This window comes from Pseudomonas fluorescens, assembly GCF_002837185.1.
GTDB lineage: Bacteria > Pseudomonadota > Gammaproteobacteria > Pseudomonadales > Pseudomonadaceae > Aquipseudomonas > Aquipseudomonas fluorescens_AM.
Genome location: NZ_KZ477997.1, coordinates 124,961 through 150,671, shown reverse-complemented (window position 1 = coordinate 150,671; position 25,711 = coordinate 124,961). Strand labels below are relative to the sequence as shown.

General features: G+C 59.9%; 23 protein-coding genes, 1 tRNA gene and 1 pseudogene. 7 read left to right on the top strand and 18 right to left on the bottom strand.

All coding sequences use genetic code 11. The annotated features are described in order from the left end of the window. Positions 1-188 precede the first annotated feature (188 nt). Positions 189-1,373, bottom strand: a complete 1,185-nt coding sequence (locus CIB54_RS14690; RefSeq protein WP_065953187.1) for a sugar transporter — start codon at positions 1,371-1,373, stop codon at positions 189-191. Between the two features lie 172 nt (positions 1,374-1,545). After that, on the bottom strand, positions 1,546-2,544 hold the full coding sequence (locus tag CIB54_RS14685; protein WP_101220152.1) for a bile acid:sodium symporter family protein: 999 nt from the start codon (positions 2,542-2,544) through the stop codon (positions 1,546-1,548). An 84-nt stretch (positions 2,545-2,628) separates the two neighbouring features. On the opposite strand from CIB54_RS14685, the gene CIB54_RS14680 reads away from it, so the two are divergent. Further along, on the top strand, positions 2,629-3,417 hold the full coding sequence (locus CIB54_RS14680; RefSeq protein ID WP_101220151.1) for an AraC family transcriptional regulator: 789 nt from the start codon (positions 2,629-2,631) through the stop codon (positions 3,415-3,417). Between the two features lie 96 nt (positions 3,418-3,513). Beyond that, positions 3,514-3,945, top strand: coding sequence for a hypothetical protein (locus tag CIB54_RS14675; RefSeq protein ID WP_101220150.1), 432 nt, complete (start codon positions 3,514-3,516; stop codon positions 3,943-3,945). Positions 3,946-4,065: 120 nt separating this feature from the next. On the opposite strand, the gene CIB54_RS14670 is transcribed toward CIB54_RS14675, so the two are convergent. The 9 genes from CIB54_RS14670 to CIB54_RS14630 all read right to left on the bottom strand — a co-directional run bounded on the left by CIB54_RS14670 (position 4,066) and on the right by CIB54_RS14630 (position 14,072). Continuing rightward, positions 4,066-5,310 (bottom strand): zinc-dependent alcohol dehydrogenase, encoded by a 1,245-nt coding sequence (locus CIB54_RS14670; RefSeq protein WP_101220149.1) that lies wholly within the window; start codon positions 5,308-5,310, stop codon positions 4,066-4,068. A gap of 93 nt (positions 5,311-5,403) precedes the next feature. Further along, the gene (locus CIB54_RS14665) at positions 5,404-6,348 is read right to left on the bottom strand and encodes a methyltransferase (RefSeq protein WP_101220148.1); all 945 of its coding nucleotides are present in this window, start codon (positions 6,346-6,348) and stop codon (positions 5,404-5,406) included. 12 nt (positions 6,349-6,360) lie between these two features. After that, positions 6,361-7,740: an iron-containing redox enzyme family protein gene (locus CIB54_RS14660; RefSeq protein WP_065953181.1), complete on the bottom strand. Its 1,380-nt coding sequence runs from the start codon at positions 7,738-7,740 to the stop codon at positions 6,361-6,363. Between the two features lie 277 nt (positions 7,741-8,017). Beyond that, positions 8,018-9,760, bottom strand: a complete 1,743-nt coding sequence (locus CIB54_RS14655; RefSeq protein ID WP_065885013.1) for an ABC transporter substrate-binding protein — start codon at positions 9,758-9,760, stop codon at positions 8,018-8,020. 162 nt (positions 9,761-9,922) lie between these two features. Continuing rightward, entirely contained in the window at positions 9,923-10,195 is a 273-nt protein-coding gene (locus CIB54_RS14650; RefSeq protein ID WP_003232363.1) for a DUF2160 domain-containing protein, read from the bottom strand. Between the two features lie 11 nt (positions 10,196-10,206). Beyond that, on the bottom strand, positions 10,207-11,007 hold the full coding sequence (locus CIB54_RS14645) for a carbohydrate ABC transporter permease (RefSeq protein WP_003174634.1): 801 nt from the start codon (positions 11,005-11,007) through the stop codon (positions 10,207-10,209). Between the two features lie 10 nt (positions 11,008-11,017). Further along, positions 11,018-11,884 (bottom strand): carbohydrate ABC transporter permease, encoded by an 867-nt coding sequence (locus CIB54_RS14640; RefSeq protein ID WP_003174635.1) that lies wholly within the window; start codon positions 11,882-11,884, stop codon positions 11,018-11,020. Continuing rightward, on the bottom strand, positions 11,881-12,978 hold the full coding sequence (locus CIB54_RS14635) for an ABC transporter ATP-binding protein (RefSeq protein ID WP_101220147.1): 1,098 nt from the start codon (positions 12,976-12,978) through the stop codon (positions 11,881-11,883). Before CIB54_RS14635 ends, CIB54_RS14640 begins: the two co-directional genes overlap by 4 nt. Continuing rightward, positions 12,978-14,072, bottom strand: a complete 1,095-nt coding sequence (locus CIB54_RS14630; protein ID WP_101220146.1) for an ABC transporter ATP-binding protein — start codon at positions 14,070-14,072, stop codon at positions 12,978-12,980. The genes CIB54_RS14635 and CIB54_RS14630 overlap by 1 nt, the downstream gene beginning before the upstream one ends. 361 nt (positions 14,073-14,433) lie before the next feature. Between CIB54_RS14630 and CIB54_RS14625 the strand changes: the two genes are divergently transcribed. Beyond that, the gene (locus CIB54_RS14625) at positions 14,434-16,251 is read left to right on the top strand and encodes a sigma-54-dependent Fis family transcriptional regulator (RefSeq protein ID WP_101220145.1); all 1,818 of its coding nucleotides are present in this window, start codon (positions 14,434-14,436) and stop codon (positions 16,249-16,251) included. Between the two features lies 1 nt (position 16,252). On the opposite strand, the gene CIB54_RS14620 is transcribed toward CIB54_RS14625, so the two are convergent. From CIB54_RS14620 to CIB54_RS14610, 3 genes are all read right to left on the bottom strand, one after another. Then, complete coding sequence (locus CIB54_RS14620; RefSeq protein WP_101220154.1) at positions 16,253-18,370, bottom strand: TonB-dependent receptor family protein; 2,118 nt, start codon at positions 18,368-18,370, stop codon at positions 16,253-16,255. Between the two features lie 153 nt (positions 18,371-18,523). Continuing rightward, positions 18,524-18,805: a hypothetical protein gene (locus CIB54_RS14615; protein WP_065953177.1), complete on the bottom strand. Its 282-nt coding sequence runs from the start codon at positions 18,803-18,805 to the stop codon at positions 18,524-18,526. A gap of 140 nt (positions 18,806-18,945) precedes the next feature. Then, positions 18,946-19,686, bottom strand: coding sequence for a hypothetical protein (locus CIB54_RS14610; RefSeq protein ID WP_101220144.1), 741 nt, complete (start codon positions 19,684-19,686; stop codon positions 18,946-18,948). Positions 19,687-19,919: 233 nt separating this feature from the next. On the opposite strand from CIB54_RS14610, the gene CIB54_RS27830 reads away from it, so the two are divergent. Continuing rightward, the gene (locus CIB54_RS27830) at positions 19,920-20,054 is read left to right on the top strand and encodes a hypothetical protein (protein WP_256095189.1); all 135 of its coding nucleotides are present in this window, start codon (positions 19,920-19,922) and stop codon (positions 20,052-20,054) included. 118 nt (positions 20,055-20,172) lie between these two features. On the opposite strand, the gene CIB54_RS14605 is transcribed toward CIB54_RS27830, so the two are convergent. Both CIB54_RS14605 and CIB54_RS14600 read right to left on the bottom strand, forming a co-directional pair. Further along, positions 20,173-20,463, bottom strand: coding sequence for a hypothetical protein (locus tag CIB54_RS14605; RefSeq protein ID WP_101220143.1), 291 nt, complete (start codon positions 20,461-20,463; stop codon positions 20,173-20,175). Positions 20,464-20,477: 14 nt separating this feature from the next. Then, entirely contained in the window at positions 20,478-21,614 is a 1,137-nt protein-coding gene (locus CIB54_RS14600) for a hypothetical protein (RefSeq protein ID WP_065953173.1), read from the bottom strand. Positions 21,615-22,250: 636 nt separating this feature from the next. On the opposite strand from CIB54_RS14600, the pseudogene CIB54_RS27970 reads away from it, so the two are divergent. Together CIB54_RS27970 and CIB54_RS27965 are read left to right on the top strand one after the other, a co-directional pair. Next, positions 22,251-23,018: pseudogene (locus tag CIB54_RS27970) on the top strand (MCP four helix bundle domain-containing protein); the annotation flags it as partial. Further along, positions 22,995-23,876, top strand: a complete 882-nt coding sequence (locus tag CIB54_RS27965) for a methyl-accepting chemotaxis protein (RefSeq protein ID WP_420094158.1) — start codon at positions 22,995-22,997, stop codon at positions 23,874-23,876. The pseudogene CIB54_RS27970 and the gene CIB54_RS27965, both read left to right, overlap by 24 nt. A gap of 94 nt (positions 23,877-23,970) precedes the next feature. Here CIB54_RS27965 and CIB54_RS27630 read toward each other — a convergent pair whose 3' ends face one another. Both CIB54_RS27630 and CIB54_RS14580 read right to left on the bottom strand, forming a co-directional pair. Then, positions 23,971-24,540, bottom strand: a complete 570-nt coding sequence (locus CIB54_RS27630; protein WP_232790550.1) for a hypothetical protein — start codon at positions 24,538-24,540, stop codon at positions 23,971-23,973. Between the two features lie 232 nt (positions 24,541-24,772). Continuing rightward, a tRNA-Ser gene (locus CIB54_RS14580) sits at positions 24,773-24,863 on the bottom strand. Positions 24,864-25,015: 152 nt separating this feature from the next. On the opposite strand from CIB54_RS14580, the gene CIB54_RS14575 reads away from it, so the two are divergent. Beyond that, entirely contained in the window at positions 25,016-25,687 is a 672-nt protein-coding gene (locus CIB54_RS14575) for a Bax inhibitor-1/YccA family protein (protein WP_053256786.1), read from the top strand. The last annotated feature ends 24 nt before the right edge of the window (positions 25,688-25,711 follow it).

Below are 25,711 nucleotides of genomic sequence, written 5' to 3'. Positions count from 1 at the left end.
TTTTGGTTACTTTTGGGGCTCTTTTCCAAAAGTGACCCGCTATAAAAGCGGAACCGCCAGCCGCCGTTACCGCAGAAACGGATATGTACTCAATCTGATCCAGCATCCTGGTCGGCCCGGAGGCCGCCATCGGGGGCAAGCCCCCTCCCACATTTGGACCGAGGTGTACCAGGTGGATAACCGTCGATTCAGCTCTGTACCACCCCCGTCCCAAACCGCCGAATCGCCAGGCAGTACCCCACCAACGCCAGCGCCGCCAGCAACCCGCCCGCCGCGCCGATCCAGGCGAAGCCAAAGTGGCTGCCGACCCAACTGCCCATCAACGCACCACCGCCGATGCCGATGTTGTAGATACCGGAGAACATCGCCATGGCCACGTCGGTGGCGTCGGGTGCCAGCACCAGCACTTTGGACTGCATCGCCAGGCCGAAGCCCATGATCGCCATGCCCCAGAACACACTCAGGACCACCAGGTAGGACTCCGCGCCGCTCAACGGCAACATCAGCGCCAGGCAAGCCGCAAGCAGGAACACGCTGCTGATCACGAAGACGTGCGGATTGAAGCGATGCACCAGGCTGAACAGCAGCGAGCCGATGATGCCGGCACCGCCGAATACCAGCAGGATCAGGGTGACTGCGCTGCCACCCAAACCGGCGACGCCTTCGACGAAGGGTTCGATGTAGCTGTAGGCGGTGAACTGGGCGGTGACGGTCATTGCGGTCAGCACGTAGAGCGCCACCAAGGCCGGGCGCTTGAACAGCAGCGGCAGGCTGCGCAGGGAGCCGGAGTTCTGGCTCGGCAACGGCGGCAAGGTGCGCCCCAGCCAGAACACCAGCGCGGCGGCGAACGCGGCAATCACCAGGAAGGTGGTGCGCCAGCCCATGGCCTCGCCCAGCAGGCGGCCCAGCGGAATGCCCAGCACCATCGCCAGGGACGTGCCGGTGGCGAGCAGCCCCAGGGCCTGCACTTGCTTGCCCTGCGGCGCCAGGCGCACCGCCAGGGACGCGGTGATCGACCAGAACAGCGCATGGGCCAGGGCGATGCCGACTCGGCTGACCATCAGCAGGCCGAAGCTGGTGGCCACGCTGGACAGGATATGGCTGACGATAAACAGGCCGAACAGCACGATAAGCAATTTGCGCCGTTCGACGTTACGCGTGAGCAGCATCACCGGCAGCGACGTCAGCGACACGATCCACGCATAGATAGTGAGCATCAGGCCGACGCTGGCCACGGGCATGTCAAAGCTGGCGCCGATGGCGCTGAGCAGGCCGACCGGCACGAATTCGGTGGTGTTGAACACAAACGCGGCCAGCGCCAGGGCGATGACCGGTTGCCAATTGGCTTGGGGAGTTGCGGCTGAAAGGCTCATTGAGGGGCGAGGTACTCTGACAGTGATCAAACGGCCGCGCAGGACACGCGGGGCCGTTGAGCATTCTATAGGTTTCTCGCGGCGCTGTTGGCCCTGATCCTGCCCGGTTATCGCGTGACGGGTCAGCGCGACTGCCTGAGCGCCGGGCGAAATCGGCCTGATCGGCCCCGGCTCACGGATCCACCTGCGTCATCAACTCGGGAATGCTTTCCGGGCGCCTGGCATAGCGCTGGGCCAAGGCCGCACACACCATCAACTGGATCTGATGAAACAGCATCAACGGCAGGATCAGCACGCCCATGGTCGCGCCGGCAAACAACACCTGGGCCATCGGCACACCGGTCGCCAGGCTTTTCTTCGAGCCGCAGAACACAATGGTGATGCGGTCTTCCTGGTTAAAGCCAAACGCCTTGCCCAGCAGCGCAGAGGCCACCAGCACCAGCGCCAGCAAGATGCAGCACGCCAGCATCAGACCGCCCAGTTCCCACAGCGGAATCTGGTGCCAGATGCCTTCGTTGACCGCCTCGCTGAAAGCGCCGTAGACCACCAGCAGGATCGAGCCCTGGTCGACGAATTTGAGCCAGGACTTGTTGCGCCCGACCCAGTCACCGATCCAGCGTCGGGCAATCTGGCCGGCGACGAACGGCAGCAGCAACTGCACGCTGATCTTCAGGATCGCGTCGATGGTGGAGCCGCCATCGCCGTGCACATTGAGCAGCAGGGTCACCAGCAAGGGCGTGAGGAAGATACCGAACAGGCTCGAGGCCGCCGCGCTGCAGATGGCCGCCGGAATATTGCCGCGCGCCAGGGAAGTGAAGGCAATCGCCGATTGCACGGTGGCCGGCAGCGCGCAGAGGTAGAGCATGCCCATGTACAGGTCGTTGCCGATCAGCGGCGACAGCACGGGCTTGAGCGCCAGGCCCAGCAGCGGGAACAGCACAAAGGTCAGGCTGAACACCAGCAGATGCAAACGCCAGTGCCCCGCCCCGGCGACGATGGCCTGGCGCGACAGCTTGGCGCCGTGCAGGAAAAACAGCAGCGCGATGGCAAGGTTGGTGACCCAGCCGAAGGCCACGGCGGTCTGGCCGCTGGCCGGCAGCAGGGACGCGAGGATCACCGTGGCGATCAGGGTCAGGGTGAAGTTATCGGGCAGGAAACGCGGACGGGTCATAAGCAAGTCTTCCAGGGGTTGCCAAGCGCATGGGGCGACTCTAACGTAACGATCTGTTACCGACTAACGCCAATGAGCCAGTAAATGCCGCCTAAAGGACAGGATAAAACCGTCCGACGCACGGTGCCCGGGCTGTCCAGCCTGCCGCGACCTGTATATGGACGCACCGAATCGCTGCCCAATCGAGCACTGACGCGCCGACACAGCCATCCGTGGGTGCAGTTGTCCTATGCCATTTCCGGGGTGCTGGAGATCCAGACCAGTGCCGGCCGCTTCGTCGCGCCGCCCCAGCGTGCGGTGTGGATTCCGGCGGGCATGCCGCACCGGGTCTACAGCGCGCCCCACACCGAAATGCGCAGCCTCTACCTGGATTGCAGCGTCACTGCGTGGGCGGCCGGACACTGTCACGTGCTGGAGGTGAGCAGCCTGTTGCGCGAGTTGATCCGCAGCTTCAGCGAACGGCCGGTGGAATATGCCGAGGATGGCCCCGATGGCCGCCTGGCCCAGGTGATACTGGACCAGCTCGCCGCCGCGCCCCCGGTAGACTTGATGCTGCCCCTGCCCCATGACGCCCGCTTGCGGCAGATCTACCGCAGCCTGAACCTGCATCCGGAGCAGCAGACCACGCTGGGGGATTGGAGCCGGAAGCTGGGGATCAGCGAAAAAACCCTCAGTCGCTTGTTTCTGAGTGACACCGGGCTGACCTTTCGCGCGTGGCGCCAGCGCCTGCGCCTGCTGAGCGCCCTGCCCGCCCTGGAGCAAGGCGAGCGGGTAACGGACGTGGCGCTGGGCTGTGGTTATGAATCGACGTCGGCGTTCATCAACGCGTTTCGCCAGCAATTCGACGCCACGCCGGGGGAATTTTTCCGTTGAGGATGGCCCGCCAACTGCAAAAAATCCCCAAACACGCGCTCGGCTGGTATTGTGCCGCGCTTTGGAACACCGCTACCGACTTGCGAGGAATGGACGTTGGACACTGACGAAAAAATGACTGGAGACCTGTTCGAGGTCGATAAGCGCCTGTCACTCAAACCCGTGGTGGACTTCAACACCTACCTGCGCGACGCGTTTGGCAACGGCCCGTGCACCTGCATACGCTGCACTGCCAGCGGTGGCGATGAAACCGGCTACGGGTTCCAGCACACGTTCAATGTCGACGGCAAACCCACGCACCGCCGCTTTGCCACCACGGCAGGCAGTGACGTGCTGATGGCGCTGAAAAAGGCTTGGCTGTCGTACACCAAGGCCGAGCTGCCGCTCAGCGGTGTGTTGGCGCTGGAGGCGGTGAAGGAGTTTGTCGAGCCGCAGTTGCACAAGCGCGTAGCGCCACTGCTGTTGGCCAGCGGGTTGGTCAAGGACGTGGATGGCCAATTGCACATTCAGCCGCAAGCCTTGACTTGAACGCACTTCAAATGTGGCAGGGGGCTTGCCCCCGATGGCGGTGAGCCAGCTAAGCATTGGTTGGCTGACACACCGCTATCGGGGGCAAGCCCCCTCCCACACTGGTTTTGTATCAGCAGGTTAAAAGCCTGGGACACCTTGCATGCGGAGCTCGGGAGACAGTTCTTCCAGCGGCTCGGTCAGCGGCCGTTCGCTCATCCCCGGCAGCAGAATCACCTTGCGGCACTCCTCCTCGCACTTGTCGAACATCTCATACCCGCGCGCCGCCTGTTCCAGCGACAGCCGGTGGGTGATGATCGCGTCCGGGTTCAGGTGGCCCAGTTCGATATGCTCCAACAGCTCCGGCAGATAGCGCTGCACGTGGGTCTGGCCCATCTTGAAGGTCAGGCCCTTGTCGAACGCATCGCCAAACATGAAGCCATGGATAAAGCCGGCATACACCCCAGCCACACTGACCACCCCGCCACGGCGCACGGCCGCGATGCACTGGCGCAGGGCCTTGCCGCTGCTGCCTTCGATCTTCAAGGTGGTGAGGATGGTTTCGGTGGTGCTGCCCTTGGCTTCAAAACCCACCGCATCCACCACGCCGTCGACGCCGCGCATGCCGGCGGTCTGGCGGATGATGGTGTCGGCCGGGTCATCGTCCTCTTCAAAGTTGATCGGGATCACGCCATACATCTTTTGTGCGTAGGCCAGCCGATAGGGATGATCGTCGACCATGAAAATCCGCTCGGCACCGAGCATCTGCGCGCACGCCGCGCTGAGCAAGCCCACCGGGCCCGCGCCATAGATCGCCACGCTGGAGCCTTTGCCGATACCGGCATTGGTCACCGCCTGCCAGGCCGTGGGCAGGATGTCGGAGAGGAACAACACTTTTTCATCCGCCAGCAACCCAGGCACCTTGAACGGCCCGGCGTTGGCCTTGGGCACCCGCACCAGCTCCGCTTGACCACCGGGGATGCCGCCGTACAGGCGGCTGTACCCAAACAACGCGGCACCCGGCGGGATCGCCTTTTTATTCAGGATTGCGCCACGCCCGTCGTTGGTGGTTTCGCAGGCGGCGTACTGCTGCAACTGACAAAAAAAACAATCGCCGCAGGCGATCACGAAGGGGATCACCACGCGGTCACCGCGCTGCACCGCCGTGACTGCCGGACCGGTTTCCTCGACGATGCCCATGAATTCATGCCCGAAGATATCGCCGTGCTCCACCGTGGGAATTTTGCCCCGGTACAGGTGCAGGTCCGAGCCACAGATCGCGGTGGCGGTGACGCGCAGAATGATGTCGTCGGGTTGCTCAATGATCGGGTCAGGTACGGTATCGACCTGGACTTTATGGGCGCCTTGGTAGGTCATCGCGCGCATGGGCTGCACTCCTGTGATGGGGACTTACTAGTTAAGGGCACGCCCAGCGCAGGGTGTTCCCTCACCTGGCGGCGGTAAGCGATAAATGGTCGTTCAGCGCAACCGCGTGACCGTAAGCGCCACCACGGCGATCCGCTCGACGCGTTCATACCCGGGCTTGTCGAGTTCTTCGCCGAATACGTCCGGGTCCAGCTCACGGTAGGTCCAGCCATAGGCGTCACTGGCCAGCAACGGCTTGACCGCTTCCAGGAAGGGATCGCCGCCGGCTACCATCGCCACGCCGGTATACAGCAGCAGGCTACCGCCAACGGCCAGGCGTGCGAGGGATTCGCCGGCGATGCGCACCGACAACTGCTCGCCCAACGCACCACCGCCATGGCGATAGGCGCGTTGGCTGTCGTCATTCATGTACGGCGGGTTGGCGACGATCAGATCGAATTCGCCCTCGACGCTGGTCAGCACGTCACTCTGGTAAACGCTCACATTCGTCAGGCCCGCCAGCTCGGCATTCACCGCAGTCAGGCGCAGGGCGCGCGGGTTGATGTCCACCGCGAGCACCTCGGCGTCGTGCCGTGCATGGGCGACGACCAGCGCACCGACACCCGCTCCGCAGCCGATGTCTACCGCGCGTTTGAGCGGTTCGACGCGCTGCTGCAGATAGGCTTCGATCACCTGGGCGAATCGATAGCTGTCAGGGCCGAAAAACACCGCGTCCGCCTCGACGGTGGGATAAGGCGAATGGGCAAACAGCAGGTCGCCCAGGCTCGACCAGCGCACGGTGCTGCGCCACAGCGCGTCATGTTTTTCGATCACTCCAGCTTGCTGCAGCTCTTCACGAAAGGCCTCAGGCAGCAGGTCGTTGTCGAACGGCATGGACCAGCCGAACACATCGCGCAGGTTCATCGCCAGCGGGGTCGACAGGCGTTGGTACATGCGCTCGTGGGTCAACGGGGTCGGGGTGATAAAACGGTAGCCGCTCTCCTTCAAGCCTCGGCCAAGATTCAGCAGGGCACGATCGGCCAGTTGTTGTGCAGACATGGACACATTTCCTTAGCGCAGACGCGCGCGCAGTTGGATAAAGCGGCGGGTGGCATACAACCCGGCGGGGCTACAGTGGCGCCGCGCCGACATCCACGGAATCAGCGCGCCCAGTTGCTGCCCATCGGGCAGGCTCCACAGTGATTCGACGAGGGCCTGGGTATCCGGGTCAGCCGGACGGTGCTGCTCGCGGCTGAAACGGCTGCCGCGCCCGGGTCTTACCGGCGCCACGCGCTGGGTGCCGATCCAGTCACCGGCGATCCAGTCATGCAGCACCTGTTTTTCATAACCGCTGAACACACCGAACATCGCAGCGCCCGCGCCTTCGATCAACTGCCAGAACCGGCTTTCGGCGGGGTCCTGGTTGCGTTTGATCCAACCCTTTTCTTCCATCGCCCTGAGGAAATCACCCATCTGCCCCGGCTTGGCCAGCCACTGATTGACAGTCTTGCCTTCGAAGCGGCAGTAGTCCGAATGCATATGCTGGCCAAAGCTGCGCTTGCGTTCGAGCATGGCCATCACTTCATCCTGCAGATCAAAACCCTCGATAACTGCGGTGGTGCCTGGGCCGAGGTCGTTGAGGCGATACCCGGCGGCGACGCGACGGTAGAACTCTTGCCTGCCCTCACCCAGCGGCAGCAGGTTCAATACCGACTGCGCGGCTTTGCTGGCGTGGCCGCTGCTGGCGTTGTCGATGGTCACGTGAAGGGTGAAGTAATAGGGGTCGATGCCCAGCTCGCTCAGTTCGTAGGCAGTGATCAGCAGGTGCAGCGGCAACTGCTCGTAGCCCAGGTTGTAGCCGATGATTTCCGGCAGGAACTCTTCGGCGCACAGGCCCAGGGCCAGTTGCAACGCGCCTTGCAGATAGTGGCCGTCATCAAGCCCCGCCTCGCTATCGGCATCGTGTTCGCTGAGCAGCTTGCGATAGATCACCACATGGTTCTGAGCGGCTTCGCCGTCGCCCAACTCTTCGAGGTAGGTGGTCAGCAGGCCGTCGAAGCGCTGATCCTGCCAATAGCGCAGCAGGCCGTAGAGCCATGCGCCGTCGACCTGTTTGGTCGGGGCCACGCGTTGCAGCACATACAGCGCGTGCGCCTTGTTCTGGAAGTAGCGGCGCGGCCGACCTTGCTGGCGTTGCTCCAGATATTCGGCGTAAGCCTGGGCCACGGCGGCGCAGCGCTGTTCCACCCAGGCCGGCAACTGCTCGGGCACATCCGGCAGGTCGCTGACGGTCTCCTCCACCTGCGCCAATTGATCCTGCAGGTAATCACGCGCCACTTGCGTGGCATCCGCAGATTCACCGTACAGCTGTTGGTAGACCCGTTGATGGCGGCCCTGGGCCGAGTCTGTGACAGAGGCCGGTTGGCCCGACAGCGCTGTGAGGAGTGTCATGGTGGCAGTTTCCGCAAAGTCCGTTACAACGGGCCACCCTGCAAGGCGGCCCCGCAAAAGCGCTTGAACCACGCGCTTACACAATGCAGAGCATCGGGAGGTGCGGAAAATTCAAATGAGGTTGTTAAAGGGGGGATAAGCGGTCGCTGGGCAAAATGAAAATGTGGGAGGGGGCTTGCTCCCGATGGCAGTGGATCAGTCAATGAATTCGTCACTGACACACCGCTATCGGGGGCAAGCCCCCTCCCACACTTTTACATCCTGGGTTGCTGCGTTGTTATTTACGCGCAGCCTCCCACTGCTTGAGCAGGTCGTTGTAGTTCACGGTCTCGCCTTTGGGCTTCTCGTTGGCCAGTTTCGGTTTCGGCGCGCCAGGCTGATCGAACCAGTATTGAGCGTCACGCTCGGGGTTCATTTTCGGGCCGCACACCGGTTGCACCTTGGAGCGTTCCAGGCGCGTCATGATCGCGTCCTGCTCCTTGGCCAGGTTGTCCAGGGCCTGTTGCGGGGTTTTCTCGCCGCTGGCGGCGGCGGCGATGTTGCTCCACCACAGTTGTGCCAGGCGCGGGTAGTCCGGCACGTTGGTGCCGGTGGGCGACCATTCTGTGCGCGCCGGGCTGCGGTAGAACTCTACCAGGCCACCGAGTTTGGGCGCCATGTCGGTCATGGCCTGGGAGTTGATATCGGACTCACGAATCGGCGTGAGACCGACGATGGTCTTCTTCAAGGACACGGTTTTGGAAGTGACGAACTGCGCGTAGAGCCAGGCCGCGAGTTTCTGTTTCTCCGGCGTGGACTTGAGGAAGGTCCAGGAACCCACGTCCTGATAGCCCTTCTTCATGCCCTTCTCCCAATACGGCCCGACCGGCGACGGCGCCATGCGCCATTTCGGCGTACCGTCGGCGTTCACCACCGGCAGGCCCGGCTTGACCATGTCGGCGGTAAACGCGGTGTACCAGAAGATCTGCTGGGCGATATTGCCCTGGGACGGCACCGGGCCGGATTCGGAGAAGGTCATGCCCGCCGCCTCCGGTGGCGCATAGGCCTTCATCCAGTCCACGTATTTCTGCGTGGCGAACACCGCCGCCGGGCCGTTGGTGTCGCCGCCACGGGTCACGCTGGAGCCCACCGGATGGCAGTCCTCCACGCGAATGCCCCACTCGTCCACCGGCAGGCCGTTGGGCAAACCCTTGTCGCCGCCACCGGCCATGGAGAACCAGGCATCGGTGAAACGCCAGCCCAGGGAGGGGTCCTTCTTGCCGTAGTCCATGTGCCCATAGACGCGCTTGCCGTCGATTTCCTTGACGTCTTCGCTGAAGAATTTGGCGATGTCTTCATAGGCCGACCAGTTCACCGGTACGCCGAGCTCGTAACCGTACTTTTCCTTGAACTTGGCTTTCAGCTCCGGACGCTCGAACCAGTCGGCGCGGAACCAGTAAAGGTTGGCGAACTGCTGGTCGGGCAACTGGTAGATCTTGCCGTCCGGCGCGGTGGTGAAAGACAGGCCAATGAAGTCCTTGAGGTCCAGGGTTGGCGAGGTGAAGTCCTTGCCTTCGTTGGCCATCAGGTCGGTGATGGATTCGGTCTTGCCGTAGCGAAAGTGCGTACCGATCAGGTCCGAGTCGTTGACCCAGCCGTCATAGATATTCTTGTCCGATTGCATCTGGGTTTGCAGCTTCTCCACCACGTCGCCTTCCTGCAGCAGGTCGTGGGTCAGCTTGATGCCGGTGATTTCGCTGAAGGCCTTGGCCAGCACCTTGGATTCGTACTCGTGGGTGGTAAGGGTTTCCGACACCACGTTAATCTTCATCCCACGGAAGGGTTCGGCGGCCTTGATAAACCACTTCAACTCCTCAAGCTGCTGGGCTTCGGTGAGCGTGGACGGTTTGAACTCGCTGCCGATCCATTTTTTCGCGGCATCTTCATACGCATCAGCCCAGGCCGAAGCGCTCAAACCGCTGAGGGCCAGTACGGCGGCCAATGAAATGCTATGTCGCAGCTTATTGTTTTTATTCAACATAGAGACCTCCTGGTTAATTTCAGACGGGACTCGCAGACACCCCTTCTCTTGTAGGAGCGAGCTTGCTCGCGAAAAACTCAAGGACACCGCGGGCTACCAGGAGCACTGCGTTATCGTTGACGATTTTCGCGAGCAAGCTCGCTCCTACAGGGGTGTGCATACCTAGCCCCAACGCATCACACTCAACAGCCATACCAGGGAGAGCGCGGACGCCACCCAGATGCTCCAGTCGGTAACGCCGATGACCAGCAAATGCAGGTAGGCGCTACCGAGAAGACCGATAAACAAGCGATCACCCCGGGTGGTGCTGATCGGCAGAAAACCCCGCCGAGGGATACTCGGCGAGCGCAGCTCCCAGGTGGTCATGCCCGCCAGGATCAGCGCGATGCCGCCAAAGAACAGGGCTGTGGGGGTGGTCCAGGCCATCCATTCCATCATCGACTCCTCTAGACCCGGCCCAGGGCAAAGCCCTTGGCCACGTGGTTACGAACAAACCAGATCACCAGCATGCCCGGCAGGATGGTCAACACCCCCGCCGCCGCCAGCACGCCCCAATCGATACCCGAAGCCGATACCGTGCGGGTCATCACCGCCGCGATGGGTTTGGCATTGACCGAGGTCAGCGTGCGCGCCAGCAACAGTTCGACCCAGGAAAACATGAAGCAGAAAAACGCCGTCACCCCGATGCCGGAGCCAATCAGCGGGATGAAAATCTTCACGAAGAACTTGGGAAACGAGTAGCCGTCGATGTAGGCGGTTTCGTCAATTTCCTTGGGCACGCCGGACATGAAGCCTTCCAGAATCCACACCGCCAACGGCACGTTGAACAAACAGTGCGCCAGCGCCACTGCAATATGGGTATCGAACAGGCCGATGGACGAATACAGCTGGAAAAACGGCAGCAGAAACACCGCCGGCGGCGCCATGCGGTTGGTCAGCAGCCAGAAGAACAGGTGCTTGTCGCCCAGAAAACGGTAGCGCGAAAACGCGTAGGCTGCCGGCAACGCCACGCTCAGGGAGATCACCGTGTTCAAGCTCACGTAGTACAGCGAGTTGAGGTAGCCGGTGTACCAGCTGGGGTCGGTGAAGATCACCTTGTAGTTGGCCAGGGTGAAATCCTGCGGAAACAGGGTCAGCCCGCCGAGGATTTCGGTGTTGCTCTTGAAGGACATGTTCAGTAGCCAGTAGATCGGCACCAGCAGGAACAGGATGTAGATCAGCAGCGGAATAACCTTGCGCTTGCTCATGTCGGCGGCCTCAGCGGTTGGCGTCGGAGTGGGTCATGGCGGTGTAGAACAGCCAGGACACCAACAGGATGATCAGGAAGTACACCAGGGAAAACGCCGCCGCCGGGCCCAGGTCAAATTGACCCACGGCCATCTGGGTCAAGGTCTGACTCAAAAACGTGGTGGCATTACCCGGCCCGCCACCGGTGAGGACGAACGGCTCGGTGTAGATCATGAAGCTGTCCATGAAACGCAACATCACCGCAATCAACAGCACGCTTTTCATCTTCGGCAACTGGATATGTCGGAACACCGCCCAGGCCGAGGCACGATCGATCCGCGCCGCCTGGTAGTACACATCCGGAATCGCGCGCAGCCCCGAGTAGCACAGCAGCGCCACCAGGGATGTCCAGTGCCACACGTCCATCACCAGCACGGTGACCCAGGCATCCGCGGTGTTGGCCGCGTAGTTGTAGCTGATGCCCAGGGCGTTGAGGCTGTAACCGAGCAGGCCGATATCGGCGCGCCCGAAAATCTGCCAGATGGTGCCAACCACGTTCCACGGGATCAGCAAGGGGATCGCCAGCACGATCAGCACCAGCGACGACCAGCGCCCCTTGGTCGGCATGGTCAGGGCGATGGCGATGCCCAGGGGGATTTCGATCAGCAACACACAGGCCGAATAGATGAACTGGCGCAGCAGCGAGTCGTGCAGGCGTGGGTCGAGCAGCACCTGTTTGTACCAGTCGGCGCCGACGAAGTAGCGGCTGGACTGGTCAAAAATATCCTGCACCGAGTAGTTGACCACGGTCATCATCGGGATCACGGCACTGAACGCCACCAGCAGGAACACCGGCAGCACCAGCCACCAGGCCTTGTTGTTCTGCACCTTGTTCATGGCAGTACCTCCAGCAGGTAATCATCGGCGTAGAGCATCAGCCATTGCGCGGGGAAGCTGATGCAGGCGCGGCCTTCGGGCACCGGTTTGTCTTCGGCCAGGCGCACTTTGAGCGTGGCGCCGTCGAGGTTGAGGGTCATGATCTTGTAGGTGCCCAGGTCTTCCACGTGGGTGACGTCGGCCTGCAGGGCGTCCGGGTTGGGCTCGTCCCACACGTGGATGAACTCCGGACGAATACCCACCTGGAGCTCTTTGTAATCGGTGGCCTCGAGGCGTCGCTGCAACGCCTCGGACAATGGCAGGTGGGTGCCGGCAAACCGTACCCCGCCCGCCTCGGCCTGCACTTGGATCAGATTCATCCCGGGGCTGCCGATGAAATAACCGACAAAGGTGTGGCTCGGGCGCTCGAACAATTCGCGCGGCGTGCCGAACTGCACGATCTGCCCGCCGTACATCACCGCGATCTTGTCAGCGAAGGTGGAGGCCTCCAACTGGTCGTGGGTGACGTAGACCATGGTGATATTGAACTGCTCATGGATCTGCTTGAGCTTGCGCCGCAGTTTCCACTTCAGGTGCGGGTCGATCACCGTCAGCGGTTCGTCGAACAGGATCGCCGAGACGTCGTCGCGCACCAGGCCACGGCCCATGGAGACTTTCTGTTTTTCGTCAGCCGTCAGGTTGCGGGCTTTTTTGCTCAGCAGGTTCTGCAGGTCGAGGACTTCAGCGATTTCCTGCACCTTGCTGTGAATTTTCGCCTCGGCCATGCCTTGGTTGCGCAGGGGAAACGCCAGGTTGTCGAACACCGTCATGGTGTCGTACACCACCGGGAACTGAAACACCTGGGCAATGTTGCGCTTCTCCGGGGTGAGGTCGTTGACCACCTGGGTGTCGAACAACACCTGGCCCTCGGACGGGCTGAGCAGGCCGGAGATGATATTGAGCAAGGTCGACTTGCCGCAGCCCGACGGCCCGAGCAAGGCGTAGGCACCGCCCTGCTCCCACACGTGGTTCATTTCCCGAATGGCGTAGTCTTCCGGACCATTCGGCGTCGGACTGTAGCTGTGCGCCAGGTTGCGCAAATGGATCTCGGCCATCAGGCAACCCTCGCAACACGGCGCCCGGGGGCCTGGACCAAGCGGCCCTGACCATCGAACACAAACAGTTTATGGGTGGGGATATACACGCGGATCGGCGCATCGACGTCGTACTCATGCACCCCCGGCAAGTGCAGCACCAGCAGGAAATGTTCGCTGCGCACGTGCAGGAAGGTTTCCGAACCGCTGATTTCGGCCACCTCCACGGTCACCGCCAGTTCCAGGTCATCGTCGTTGCTCGGCACCAGGCTGATATGGCTGGGGCGCACGCCGAAACGGAACTCGCCTTCGCCGATGGGACGCAGGTCGACATTGAGGGGAAAGTGCACGAAGTTGGCGAAGCTGACTTCATTGCCACTGATGCGCCCCGGCATCAGGTTGATCGGCGGCTCGGAAAACAGCTCGGCCGCCAGCACCGTCTGCGGCTGGTGGTAGACCTCGGCGGCCTTGCCGCTCTGGATCACCCGGCCTTCGTGAAGAATGGTGGTGGTGCCACCCAGCGCCAGGGCTTCGTTCGGCTCAGTGGTGGCGTAAATGGCGATGGTGTGGCGCGCCTTGAACAGTTCGCGCATTTCCTGGCGCAGTTCTTCGCGCAACTTGTAGTCCAGGTTGACCAACGGCTCATCGAACAGAATCAACTCGGCGTCCTTGACCAACGCCCGGGCCATGGCCGTACGCTGCTGCTGGCCACCGGACAGTTCCAGCGGATGGCGTTGCAGGAATTTCTCGATGCGCAGCATCCGCGCCGTTTCCAGCACTTTGCTCTGGATCAGCTCATTGGACACACCGGCCTGGCGCAAGGGCGAGGCGATGTTCTCGAACACGGTCATGGTCGGGTAGTTGATGAACTGCTGATACACCATCGACACATTGCGCAAACGCACCGGTTTTTGCGTGACATCCACACCGTTCATCAGGATGCGGCCGCTGTCGGGTTTGTCCAGCCCGGCCATCACGCGCATCAGGCTGGTCTTGCCGGACAGGGTGCGGCCGAGCAATACATTGAAGGAGCCGGGCTCGAAACGCAGGGTGGCATCGTCGATCCAGGTTTGACCTTCGACAACGCGGGAGACATGTTCCAGGGTCAATGACATGACACGACCTTTTTATTATTGGAATGAATCTGGCCAGTTGTCAGAGCGAGTTTCGTGCCAAAGATGACAGGTGATTGATTCACAAGGGAATGGGCTCAGACGCATGTTCAAGCGTGAATAAAATGAACAGTTCAGGCTGAACAATTGAACAGATTTGCAGTTGACAATGAACAGTTGTGAACAACACTTTATGGGCGATGAAGATCCAATGTGGGAGGGGGCTTGCCCCCGATGGCGGCACATCAGTAACAGCAATGCTGACTGACCCACCGCTATCGGGGGCAAGCCCCCTCCCACACTTGAACCCATTCCAATAGTTTGAATTGTGTAAGCCCAATAACAATAAAAAGAAGGTCACCCCATGGCCGAACCACTGGCTCACGACACCATCATCCAGGACTCCTGGCGCCGTTGCCGCGCGTTCGGGCTGGATCACCAAAGCGTCCCCAGCTTCGATCAATTGCCCGCCGAGGGCATTCGGCAGTTGCTGGAGAGCCAGCATTCACTGGTGCAGACCACCCATCAGGAAGTACTGCCCTACTACGAGAACATCCTGAGCAATTCCAACTGCCTGATCATGCTCGCCGACAACCAGGGCCAGGTCCTGACGTCGTGGGGCACCCAGCGCTTTATCGAGCCCGGGCTGGCCCGTGGTTTCAGCGCGGGCGCCAGCTGGATGGAACACGCCAGCGGCACCAATGCCATCGGCACCGCCCTGGCCTGCGCCCAGGCGGTGCATATCGAACACGACGAACATTTCCTCAAGGCCAACCGCTTCATGACCGGTTCGGCGGCGCCGATTTTCGACGCCCAACGCGAGATCATTGCGGTACTGGATGTGTCCAGCGACAGCTACCTGCCGCCCTCCCACACCCTGGGCATGGTCAAGATGATGAGCCAGACCGTGGAGAATCGGCTGATCCTCAACCTGTTTCGCGGCGAGCATTTCCAGCTGACGTTCAACACCGGCCTGAGCAACCTCGACAGCCAGTGGGCGGGCCTGCTGATCTTTGATGAAAGCGGCCAGGTGCTGTCGGCCAACCGCCGCGCAGACAACCTGCTGGGTATCAGTTTGTCGCGGGTGATGATCGACAGCTTGTTCAAGGTGTCGCTGCTGGAGTTGTTGAATCAGCCTGAGGGGCTGCCGTTTTCCCTGCAAGCGCCGGGACGCAATCGCTTCCAGTGCCTGCTCAAGCGGCCCAGGCAGATGCCGGTACAGGCGCGGGTGTTCAATCAGCCTGCGCCGTCGAAGGCGACCGCGGTCAGTCTCGCCGCCCTGCATTTTGGCGATGCGCGCGTGGAGAAAGCCGTGCGCCAGGCCGAGCGCCTGCTGGAAAAGGACATTCCGTTGTTGATCCACGGTGAAACCGGCGTGGGCAAAGAGGTGTTCGTCAAAGCCCTGCACCAGGCCAGTTCCCGCAACCGGCAGGCATTGATCGCGGTGAACTGTGCGGCCATTCCGGCTGAGCTGGTGGAATCGGAACTGTTTGGCTATGAAAAAGGCGCGTTCACCGGTGCCAATCAAAAAGGCAGCATCGGCCTGATCCGCAAAGCCGACAAGGGCACACTGTTTCTTGATGAAATCGGCGATATGCCTTTACCCACCCAGGCCCGCCTGCTGCGGGTGCTGCAGGAGCGGTGCGTCCAGCCGGTGGGCAGCAGTGAGGTGTTCCCGGTGGACTTGCGCATCATTTCGGCGACCAACCGAGCGCTACGGGAGCTGGTGCAAACCGGGCGCTTTCGTGAGGATTTGTATTACCGCATCGGCGGCCTGACCCTGGAGCTGCCGCCGTTGCGCGAACGCAGCGACAAGCAGGCGCTGTTCCAGCAACTGTGGCAGCAACACCGCGAGCCCACCCAGTGGGCCGGGCTGAGTGCCGAGGTGCTCAAGCTGTTCGACCAGCACCCGTGGCCGGGCAATGTGCGTCAGGTGAGCAGTGTGCTGCAGGTGGCGTTGGCGATGGCCGAAGAACAGCCGATCCGCCCGGAGCACCTGCCCGATGACTTTTTTACCGACTTGAAACAGGCGGCGCCGCTGTCCAGCCATGAACGTCTGGATGACCACCTTGACCTCAACCAACGCCTGGCAGCCGCGGGCGGGAACATTTCCCACCTGGCGCGGGAGCTGGGGGTGAGCCGAAATACCCTGTACAAGCGCCTGCGCCAGCACGAAGGTTGATTTAGCGCCAACGCCACGACACGCCGGTGTAGATACCACGCCCGTCGGCGGGTGTGGAACGGGCTGCGTCCATGCCTTTGTCGTCGTAACCCGGCGTAACGGTGTTGGCATAACGCCGGTTGGTCAGGTTGCGCAGATCGACCCAGGCTTGCCAGTCCTGCCTGGGCGCGTCATAGCCGAACGTGGCGCCAAGGGTGGTATAGGCCGCGGCGTAATAGGAGTTGGCGTAGTCCACCGCCACCCGCGAGGCATGCTCGGTGTTGAGGCTGGTGTAGAAACCGCTCGGATGGCTGTAGCGCAGTTGCGCCTGGTAATAGTGCTTGGGGATGCCGGGCAAGGTGTTGTCGCCGAAACGATCATCGTCGCGGTAGTGGAAGTCACTGAAGGTATAGGCCTGGCGCAGCGCAAGCCGGCCATTGCGGCCACCGTCCCACAGTGGGCTGAGCAGGCTCAGTTCCACGCCTTGATGCACGGTGGGGCTGGCATTGGCTTCGGCGATGACGGCATTGGCGGTCGCGGTCTGGGCCTGGGTTTCCACGGTCAACAGTTCGTGGCGCACTTCGGAGCGATAGAGGGCCAGGTCCCACTGGCCGAGCCAGGCCTCGCCGCGCCCGCCGACCTCCAGGGTGGTTGCGGTCTGATTGCGCAACTTCACGCCTTCGCGCTGCAAGCCGGTGGCCGCACCGCTGCCGGCGCCGAAATATGTGTTGGAACCCCAGATCATCGACCAGGCGTGCGGCGGCTCGACCGAGCGGCTCAGGTTGCCGTACACCTGCAATTGCGGGGTGAAGTCATAGCGCAGGCCGATGCGTGGCGCGTAGTCCCAATCGTGCTGACGCGTCGGTGCCTGGCCGTCCGGATAGGTGACCTGGGTTTCGCGGCGCGTATGAATCGCGGCCACGCCGGTGGTCAGCCACAGGTCGGGGACCAGCTCCAGCTCGTTGCCGATATGCAGCACCGTGTCGGACCCCAGGTAGGTGTAGTCACGGGTCTTGGTGCCGGGCGCGTAGTCCTTCGTGTTGCCGGCCGGGACGCGTACGTACTCCGAGGCGCCATTGTTCGGCATCGCCTGGGTGGTGCGCAGGCCGAGGGTGGTGGTGCTGTCACGGCCGAACAGGCTGTCCTGGCGGATGTAATTGAGCGTGCCACTGATGTCGGTGTAGGCAACTTTCAGGCGATTGGTGCCTTCGCGCAGGTCCATCGGGTAGTCGTGATAGGCCAGCCCGACCTCGACGCGCGAAGCGTCATCCAACTGCAAGGTGGTCTTGTTGGCAAGCCAGGTGGAACCCGGTTGCAAGCGTTTGGAGTCGCGGGCGGCGTTGAGGCTGTTGGCGGCACGCGGGTCATGGCTGATCTGCTCGCGGGTGAGCTTGCCCGGCGTGTCATTGGTGGTTTCGCGGTAGCGCAGATAAAAGCGCGTCTCCAGGTTCGGGTTGAAGCGATAGCCGACGTTGGCCGCGATGCCCTTGCCCGTCCCGGCACTCTGGTGCTGGTAACCGTCGGACTGCGAATCGGTGAGGCTGATGTAGTAATCGGCATCACCGAGCACCTGGCCGGAACTGATTTCGCGCTGGGCGTAACCATGGCTGCCCGCCTCATAGCGCACTTGCAATGTGGGCGCATCATAACCGGTGCGGGTGACGTAGTTGACGGCGCCGCCCAGGGCCAGCGCGCCCTGATCGAAACCGTTGGCGCCGCTCAGCACTTCCACCCGGCTCTGCCATAACGGGTCCTTGAGTTCATAGGGCGTGCCGCCGGGGCCGGTCAGCGGCAGGCCGTCGAACATTTCATACAGCCCGGAGGCATGGGAACCCGGGCTGCGGTTCAAGCCCGAACCGCGAATGGACAACTTGACCCCTTCGTTATTCGCTGCCTTGGCGTACACCCCGGCCTGATACTTGAAGACATCCTCGTTGGTGCTCACCCGCCCCTGCTGCACGCTGTCCATGTCGATGAAGTTAGTGCCGCCGGGCACGCTGTTGAGCTGTGCCTGGGCGATCTCGCCGGCGCTGGCTTCAGACGTAGTGACTTCGACCGGCGCCAACTGCAGGTCTTCGGCCTGTACCAGCGAAGTGAGGGTCAGGGCGGCGAACAGCAGCGGTGGTTGGCGCAACAGCATGGACAGGTCCTTGAAATACGGGGGCATGCACGGCAATGCCGGCAAGCGAGCAGTCATGGGAAGGCTCCCACACCCGCCAGGTCACGCGCGATTCAAGTCACGGACTTCCCACAACCGTATCGGACCAAAATTATTTAAATGAAAACCCAGTGATCAATTGCTGCCCTGCTTGCCCGACCACTCCAGCGTCTGCATCAGATCGTCAGCATCGGAGCCGACGGGAAACCTGAAACCGTACATCTCCTCGGTGGCCAGGATGTCGGCAAGCGTATCGCATAGCTGCGCCTCCGTCGGCGCGTCGCGCAGCAGTTTGTGCGCGGGTATCAACACCTCCGAAGCGACCCCTTGGGCACTCGCGGCGTCGATGACGGCGAACAGGATAAACCGCAGGCGGATTTCGCGATCAGTAGGCCAAACCGTTTTTCGCTTACCCAAGGTAGGCACTCATGTTTAAGAAAAGTCCGAGGCTAGGGCTGACCGGGGGCGTGTTTCAAGCGGTCGAGGGCATCATAGGCAACTTCCTACAGAGGAAAGGGAAACACCGCACCGATTAGCCGTGCGCTGGAGCCAGCGTGTCACTGCACAGGCAAAAAATTCATCAGCAGCAGACTCTGCGCATAGTTGAGGCCGATGCGTCGGTAGCGCTCATCGAGTATCTGGGTGAGCAGGTCCAGGCGCGCGACAATCTTGCCGAACTCGACGGCGAAACTGAGGTTACTGCCCTCCTCCGATATCTCATTGGAAAACAGCAACAACACACCATTGGCGTCCTGACGCTGGCCGAGCAGCCAGGTGGCTTTCTCGATATTACGGGCGGCATTGCTGACAAACTGCGGGTTGATGGAGTCAGTCACGTAAAACTGCATGCGCCCACCGTGTGCGGTCACGAGCATGCTACCGATCGCATAGATGAACGCCCCCACCCGATCACCGCGAAACTCCGGGCTCAAGGAATAACTCAGGGCCGCCAGGTCACGACGCTCCCCCAGCGCAGGCAATGGCTGACGATTTTCGATCGCCTGGCGAATAGTCCGCGCAGCAGTCACCGCATCCGGATAACCGGACTGGCGCCACTGGCTGGGGTTGCGCAGGTACAGCTTGCTCATCAGCAGATAAAGGCTCTGCAGGTTGTCGCGCATGCCCAGGGTGGCCATGCGATCGACGCTGGTTTGAAAAAACTCATCAGGCTTGCCTTCGCTGAACTGCCTGGCGACGTCACGCCCCTGTTGCTGGCTGCAGCCAGTGGTCCACAACGCTAACAGCGCAGCCAGCAACAGCGGCCAGCGGGTGATAAAAGCAATTGACGTTCGATCCATCGGCACCGGGTCTGTGGCTGTTGGCCACCCGCAGGAATCGGGTGGCTGGGACAGAGGTAGATCAGGAGAATGGAAAAAAGTGCAGCCCCGCCGGTTCAGATAAGCAATGGACTACAGGGCGTTGCGACGATGGCTTTCACAACGCATCAATCGCCGCTGTAGAAAATTTGAATTAGCGAGTTGCCCTCTCGGTCAAGAATTATGAACGCAGTCAATCTGACGAGGTAAGCGAAATGACTATCCAGGCAGAAACACTCGTACAACTGACCCAAGCCCTGAAAGAGCGTGGCCTGAATCTGGTTTCCGATGTGCACTTCACCCGCGCGCCCTATCGGCACAATCACCGCTGGATCTGCACGGTAGAGTGATGACTCATGCCGTCAACTAATGTTCGTCGCGCGCAAAGCGCCTATGCGCGCGGATGTGTTTTTTCAGCCACGCAATCAAAAAAGCCCCCACGCCTATTGAAGATGTGGGGGCCCCTCTCTACAGATTGGTGCACTGCCCTGTGGTCTTGCTCCGCCAAGACTTACCGCCGGACAACTTACAGTTATGTGCATCTTTATTGTTCAGGATCTTTCCAGAGCAATTCTTGGCGGACCAACATTGATTGCGGTCAACCTCAACCTCTTTTTGTTCCTGCTCTTGGGCCGTCTGTATCAGCGGTGGCTTGTCGTTGGAAAACAAGGTTTCAGTATTGGACTTCTGTGTATCAGCGAAGACCATGCCTTGACATACAAACGCAATACTCATCAGTAAGACGCTGGACATTTTCATGTCGATATTCCTGTTCAGGACATTTTTAATTGGGTATGTACGCGATAACTTTTGAAGAACTGCATCTGCGCCCATTCAGACACCGCTACCAGGCTGACCTTGCCCTTCTTGGTTCGCCGGTAAACGATAACCGCCGTGCTGAATACCCAAGGCACGATCAATACATCACTGTCGTCCGGCGCCTTGAACTCCTGCTCCACAATCGATTCGGTAACCGACTCCCGGCTCACCTCCAGCACGTCGGTTACACCGAACTCCATATCCAGTGTGGAAGCCACTTCAGAACCGGACACCGGTTCAACCGCCTTCTCCGAAAGTGATGTCTTGAGCGACCAACTGACGGTCAATACATTCTTTATTGCCGACGTGACTGTGATCTTCTCGCTGGTCTTGCGTGAAGAACCTGCCGGGATATTGATGAAGCTTCTGGGATCGGTCCCGACGCTGTAGATCGCAACAGCAAAATATTCGTCGAGGAACAAATCCTGAGCATAAGGTGTTGGATAGTCCACATCGCCAATGCCATCCCAGAGTTCCGGCTCGATGACTAACGGCTCGGAACGGGCCAGCAGGCGCCGGCTCAGGGTCGGGCCGTCCGGGATATACTGTAATGGATTGAAATCATCTACCTGCGTCAGCTCTTTCTCAACCTGATCCCAATCGCGTACATCAGGGTTCCTAGCCGCAAACTCCAGTAAATAGTCACGGTATTCTTGCTCGACCGGATCAAGCGCTTCTTCTTCCAGTATCAGCTTCTTGTCTCGCCCTGCACGAATAGTGATTGAACGGTTGAAATCATGCCCACCCGACGGCAGGTTTTGCCAACCATAACATGTGAGAGCACCGCCACTGGTGAGGCTCGAATCATTAGAGCCAGAAAACGGAACATCAATCATCAAAGTGACTGCCCCGTAACCTTTCTCTCCCGGAGGCACCTGATCTTTCCACTGCGCGTGACACTCATAGCCCGTCCACGTTCCTCGCGCTGCGCGGATACCCAGTGCTTGAATGGTGGTATTTGGCGCAATACTGCACGGGCCGTTATCATCTTGAGAGTCACGGTACCAAGTGCCCCACTCGATTGACTTGCTAGTTACTTCCAGTGTTCGGTCCGTACCATTGGTAATTGTTAGATAGAAAGTCCATGACATTTTTTCATCTCCTTGTTGAACATCCTGCCAAGGAGAAATTAGACGCGAACCGGACAGCGTGCTGGCAATCTGACAGACGGTAAGGTTAAAAGGTGGTGCAGTTCAAAGTCCACCCTATCCAGGCACTTGCAAGACTCCACAAACCCCCACACAAAGCCGGTTATTTACTTATATAAATCATCGACCTGGTTTAACCGCCCGGCCCTACTAGAACTGTCTTCGTGTTCGACTCGGAGGCCGCTGGGTCGCTCTTCTCCATCTGATTCATCCAGCCCGGTAACGCCGCAAGGCTGAGTCAATCGAACAGGTGGGTACCGAGAATGCAGGTGCGCAGTGTGTCCCAGGCGGCACTGGACTTCGGATTCTCCCACTTTTCCCATTTCAGCCATGCGTTGCGCAAGGCATTTTGTGTGGCGCCCTTGCGCTTGGATCAACCGCCCCTGCGTGCCCCGCCAACATAAGCCGCGCAATTATTTAGCGCGCCTATTATCTCGATTCATTCTTTTGTATTCCTGAATGTACACCTGCCCCCCAAGCTGCGAGTGAGCGTCACTGCGCCGCGCGGACGGTTTGTCCGCGCTCCACAAACGGACGTGGAGAAGCCACGCCACTGAATCCCGGCCCCCGGAGGCCTTTATGAAATTAAGATCCTTGAATATCGCGCGCAGGGCCTTCGTCTGCTTTGGGCTGATCACACTGCTGCTGATCAGCCTGGCAGGCTTCTCCTATGTACAGATAGATCACCTGCGTAGCGCAGAACAGGACATCGAGCAAAACTCACTGCCCAGCGTCCAGGTCATTGACGATATTCAAATCGCCCTGCTCCACGCTCGCCTTGAAAGCATCCGCATGCTTTCGAGTACGACCCGGGAGGTGCATGACAAATCGCAGTCGTTGGTCGAAGACGCCATACAGGCACTTCAGTCGAAGACCGCGTTTTACCGTGAACATCTCATATCCGGCCAGCAGGATGAAATCCAGTTCGCGAAGACCAGCCAGGCGATGGATGTATACATCGACGGCCTCAAGCAAGTGCTTGCCCTCGATATTTCCGATCATGACCAGGCAGTCGTTTTTGCGAACACCGAGCAGGCGCAGCGAGCAAACGTCTATCAAGAGCAGCTCACCATTTTGCGTGAGCAGAATGCGCGTCAGGCGGTGGAGTCCGGCGAGGAGGCGACAGCGGTATACACCCACAGCGTGAGCGTCCTGATCTCGGTACTGGTCGTCGCATTCATCCTGACGATCGTCTTGGCAAGCTTGTTTACCAGAAGCATTGTCAGCCCCATCAACTCCTCGCTTGAGTTGGCGGAGAATATAGCGTCAGGCGACCTCACCCACGACCTTGAAGTGACAGGTTCGGATGAAGCCTCGCGCTTGATGCAGGCACTCAATCTGATGCAGAAAAACCTCAGGAGTACTATTTCAGAAATCTCGGGAGCGTCTGCTCAACTGAGTACTGCAGCCGTTGAAATGACCTCGATCACCGAGAGTGCCGATCGCACCCTGCAACAGCAGAACAGCGAAATAGAGCAAGCGGCCACCGCCGTCACCGAAATGAGCGCGGCGGTTGAAGAGGTCGCCAGGAATGCCAACTCCACCTCTGAAGCGGCCATGCAGTCCAGCCTCTCGGCTGATCTGGGCAATCAGAAAGTGACTGAAACGCTGACGGCAATGCGTGGACTGACAGAACTGGTAGAAGTCTCGTCAGGCCAGGTAAAAGAACTGGCAGGCCAGGCTCAAGACATCTCCAAAGTACTGAGCGTGATCAGGGCGATTGCCGAGCAAACGAACCTGTTGGCGTTGAATGCCGCCATTGAAGCGGCACGTGCAGGCGAGCAAGGTCGTGGCTTTGCGGTGGTCGCCGATGAGGTTCGGGCCCTGGCGCACCGCACCCAGACGTCGACCCAGGAAATCGAACAGATGATATCCACGATTCAGGCCGGTTCTTCAGCCGCAGTCGAGTTGATGCACAAGAGCACCTCTGAGGTCTACACCACCCGAGATACCGCAGAGCAAGCTGGCCACTCACTGCGCCAGATTATTGATTCCGTCCTGGAAATCAACGACCGCAATATCCAGATTGCGACCGCTTCCGAGGAGCAGGCTCACGTGGCGCGTGACGTGGATCGCAGCCTTATCAGCATTCGCGACCTGGCCATCCAGAGCACTGAGGGTACCCGCCAGACCTTGACGGCAAGCAACGAGTTATCACGCTTGGCCGTCAACTTGAACGACTTGGTGCTGCGGTTCAGGACTTGAAGTTGGATCAAACACCGATCACAGGCAAAAAAAATCCCGCAGAGCAGATGGCTCGCGGGATTTCTCTTGGATGTTTTGGCGTGCAACCCGGGATTTATTTGGCTTGGCGAAGCACAAGCTCCGACAGACGGGTCTTAACGCGGAAGCAGAACTCACGAATTTGAAATTGATAAGCAGGCATAACCATATAGTTCAAATCGGCACCCAGTGAATCTTTAACTTCCATGTATTTAGCGGTCTTACTGGCAATGGCCTGGTATTCGACCTCGTATTTGTCGTAAGACGCCTTGTTGTAAACCTTAAGAACATCCAGCTCTTTACGGCATTGCTCAGCGCGATTCTGGTTGAGTTTTGTCTCTGATTCTGGCTCTTGCTCTGGCTCTGCCGCCTGCGGTGAGTAAGGCACTGCAGCGTAAGCACTGGCGTTCGCAGGTGCAGCCTCATATCGCGCAGGCGATTGTGCGGGTGCCGGAGTTGCGGCTTCAGGCGCTTCTTGCTGGACGACGGCAGGAGGTGGTGTCACTTCAGGTTTTTCTTGATTTTTTGTAGCGCATCCCGAGAGGGCAATCCCTAGCACTGCAACGATGCCACACATTTTATTCATCAGTTCCACCAAACAGGTCATTTCGGTTAGCTGAGTCGTTAGGTTCTGGGTAAAAGCCATGACTCATTCAATGATCGAGTATGAATTTCTACCAGACTCAAGGCGCTCAGCCGCTCTTCCTTGAGTACGCAGATTAACGATGGTAGTAAAAAAACAGCGAGGTGACGAGTAAAAGCTCGTCAGAAAGACCACGGATTTTATGGGCCAATGGCACTGGCCGTCGTGGCACTGCGCAATCGCGGGCAAAAAAAATCCCGCTGGGCATTTAGCTCGCGGGACTTTCTTATGTGTTTGGCGGGAAACCAGGGATTCGAACCCTGGGAACGCTATTAACGTTCGCCGGTTTTCAAGACCGGTGCATTCAACCACTCTGCCAATTTCCCTTGTGCATCACGGGATTATAGTCGCTCATCCCGTCTCAGCGGGCGCCATAATACCCGAATGAAACACACTGTCAAACTCTCTGCATAGCTTGTTACAGAGCGTCTGTTATGATCTTTGCGACTGAACGTTTCAAAACTGAAGGAGTGTCGCCATGCGCGAACAGAATTACGCAGTGAATGGCAACGCGCAGGCTGAGCAGCTTGAAGTCAGCCGCGTGTTGCGCAATACGTACGGCCTGCTCGCCCTTACCCTCGCATTCAGCGGCGTGATGGCTTACGTGGCCCAGCAGATGCGCGTCGGCTATCCGAATATCTTTGTCGTGCTGATCGGCTTCTATGGTCTGTTCTTCCTGACCAACAAGCTGCGCGACTCGGCCTGGGGCCTGGTGTCGGCGTTCGCCTTGACCGGTTTCATGGGTTTTATCCTCGGCCCGATCCTTAACCGTTACCTCGGCATGGCCGGCGGTGCGGAGGTGGTCAGTTCGGCATTTGCCATGACCGCGCTGGTGTTTGGTGGCCTGTCGGCGTACGTGCTGATCAGCCGCAAGGACATGAGTTTCCTGGGTGGCTTCATCACCGCAGGCTTCTTCGTGTTGCTGGCGGCGGTGGTAGCCGGCATGTTCTTCCAGATCAGCGGTTTGCAACTGGCGATCAGCGCAGGTTTCGTGCTGTTCTCCTCGGTGTGCATCCTGTTCCAGACCAGCGCCATCATCCATGGCGGTGAGCGTAACTACATCATGGCGACCATCAGCCTGTATGTGTCGATCTACAACCTGTTTATCAGCCTGTTGCAGATCTTCGGCATCATGAGCCGTGACGACTGAGTGTCAGCGCTATAAAAAATGCCC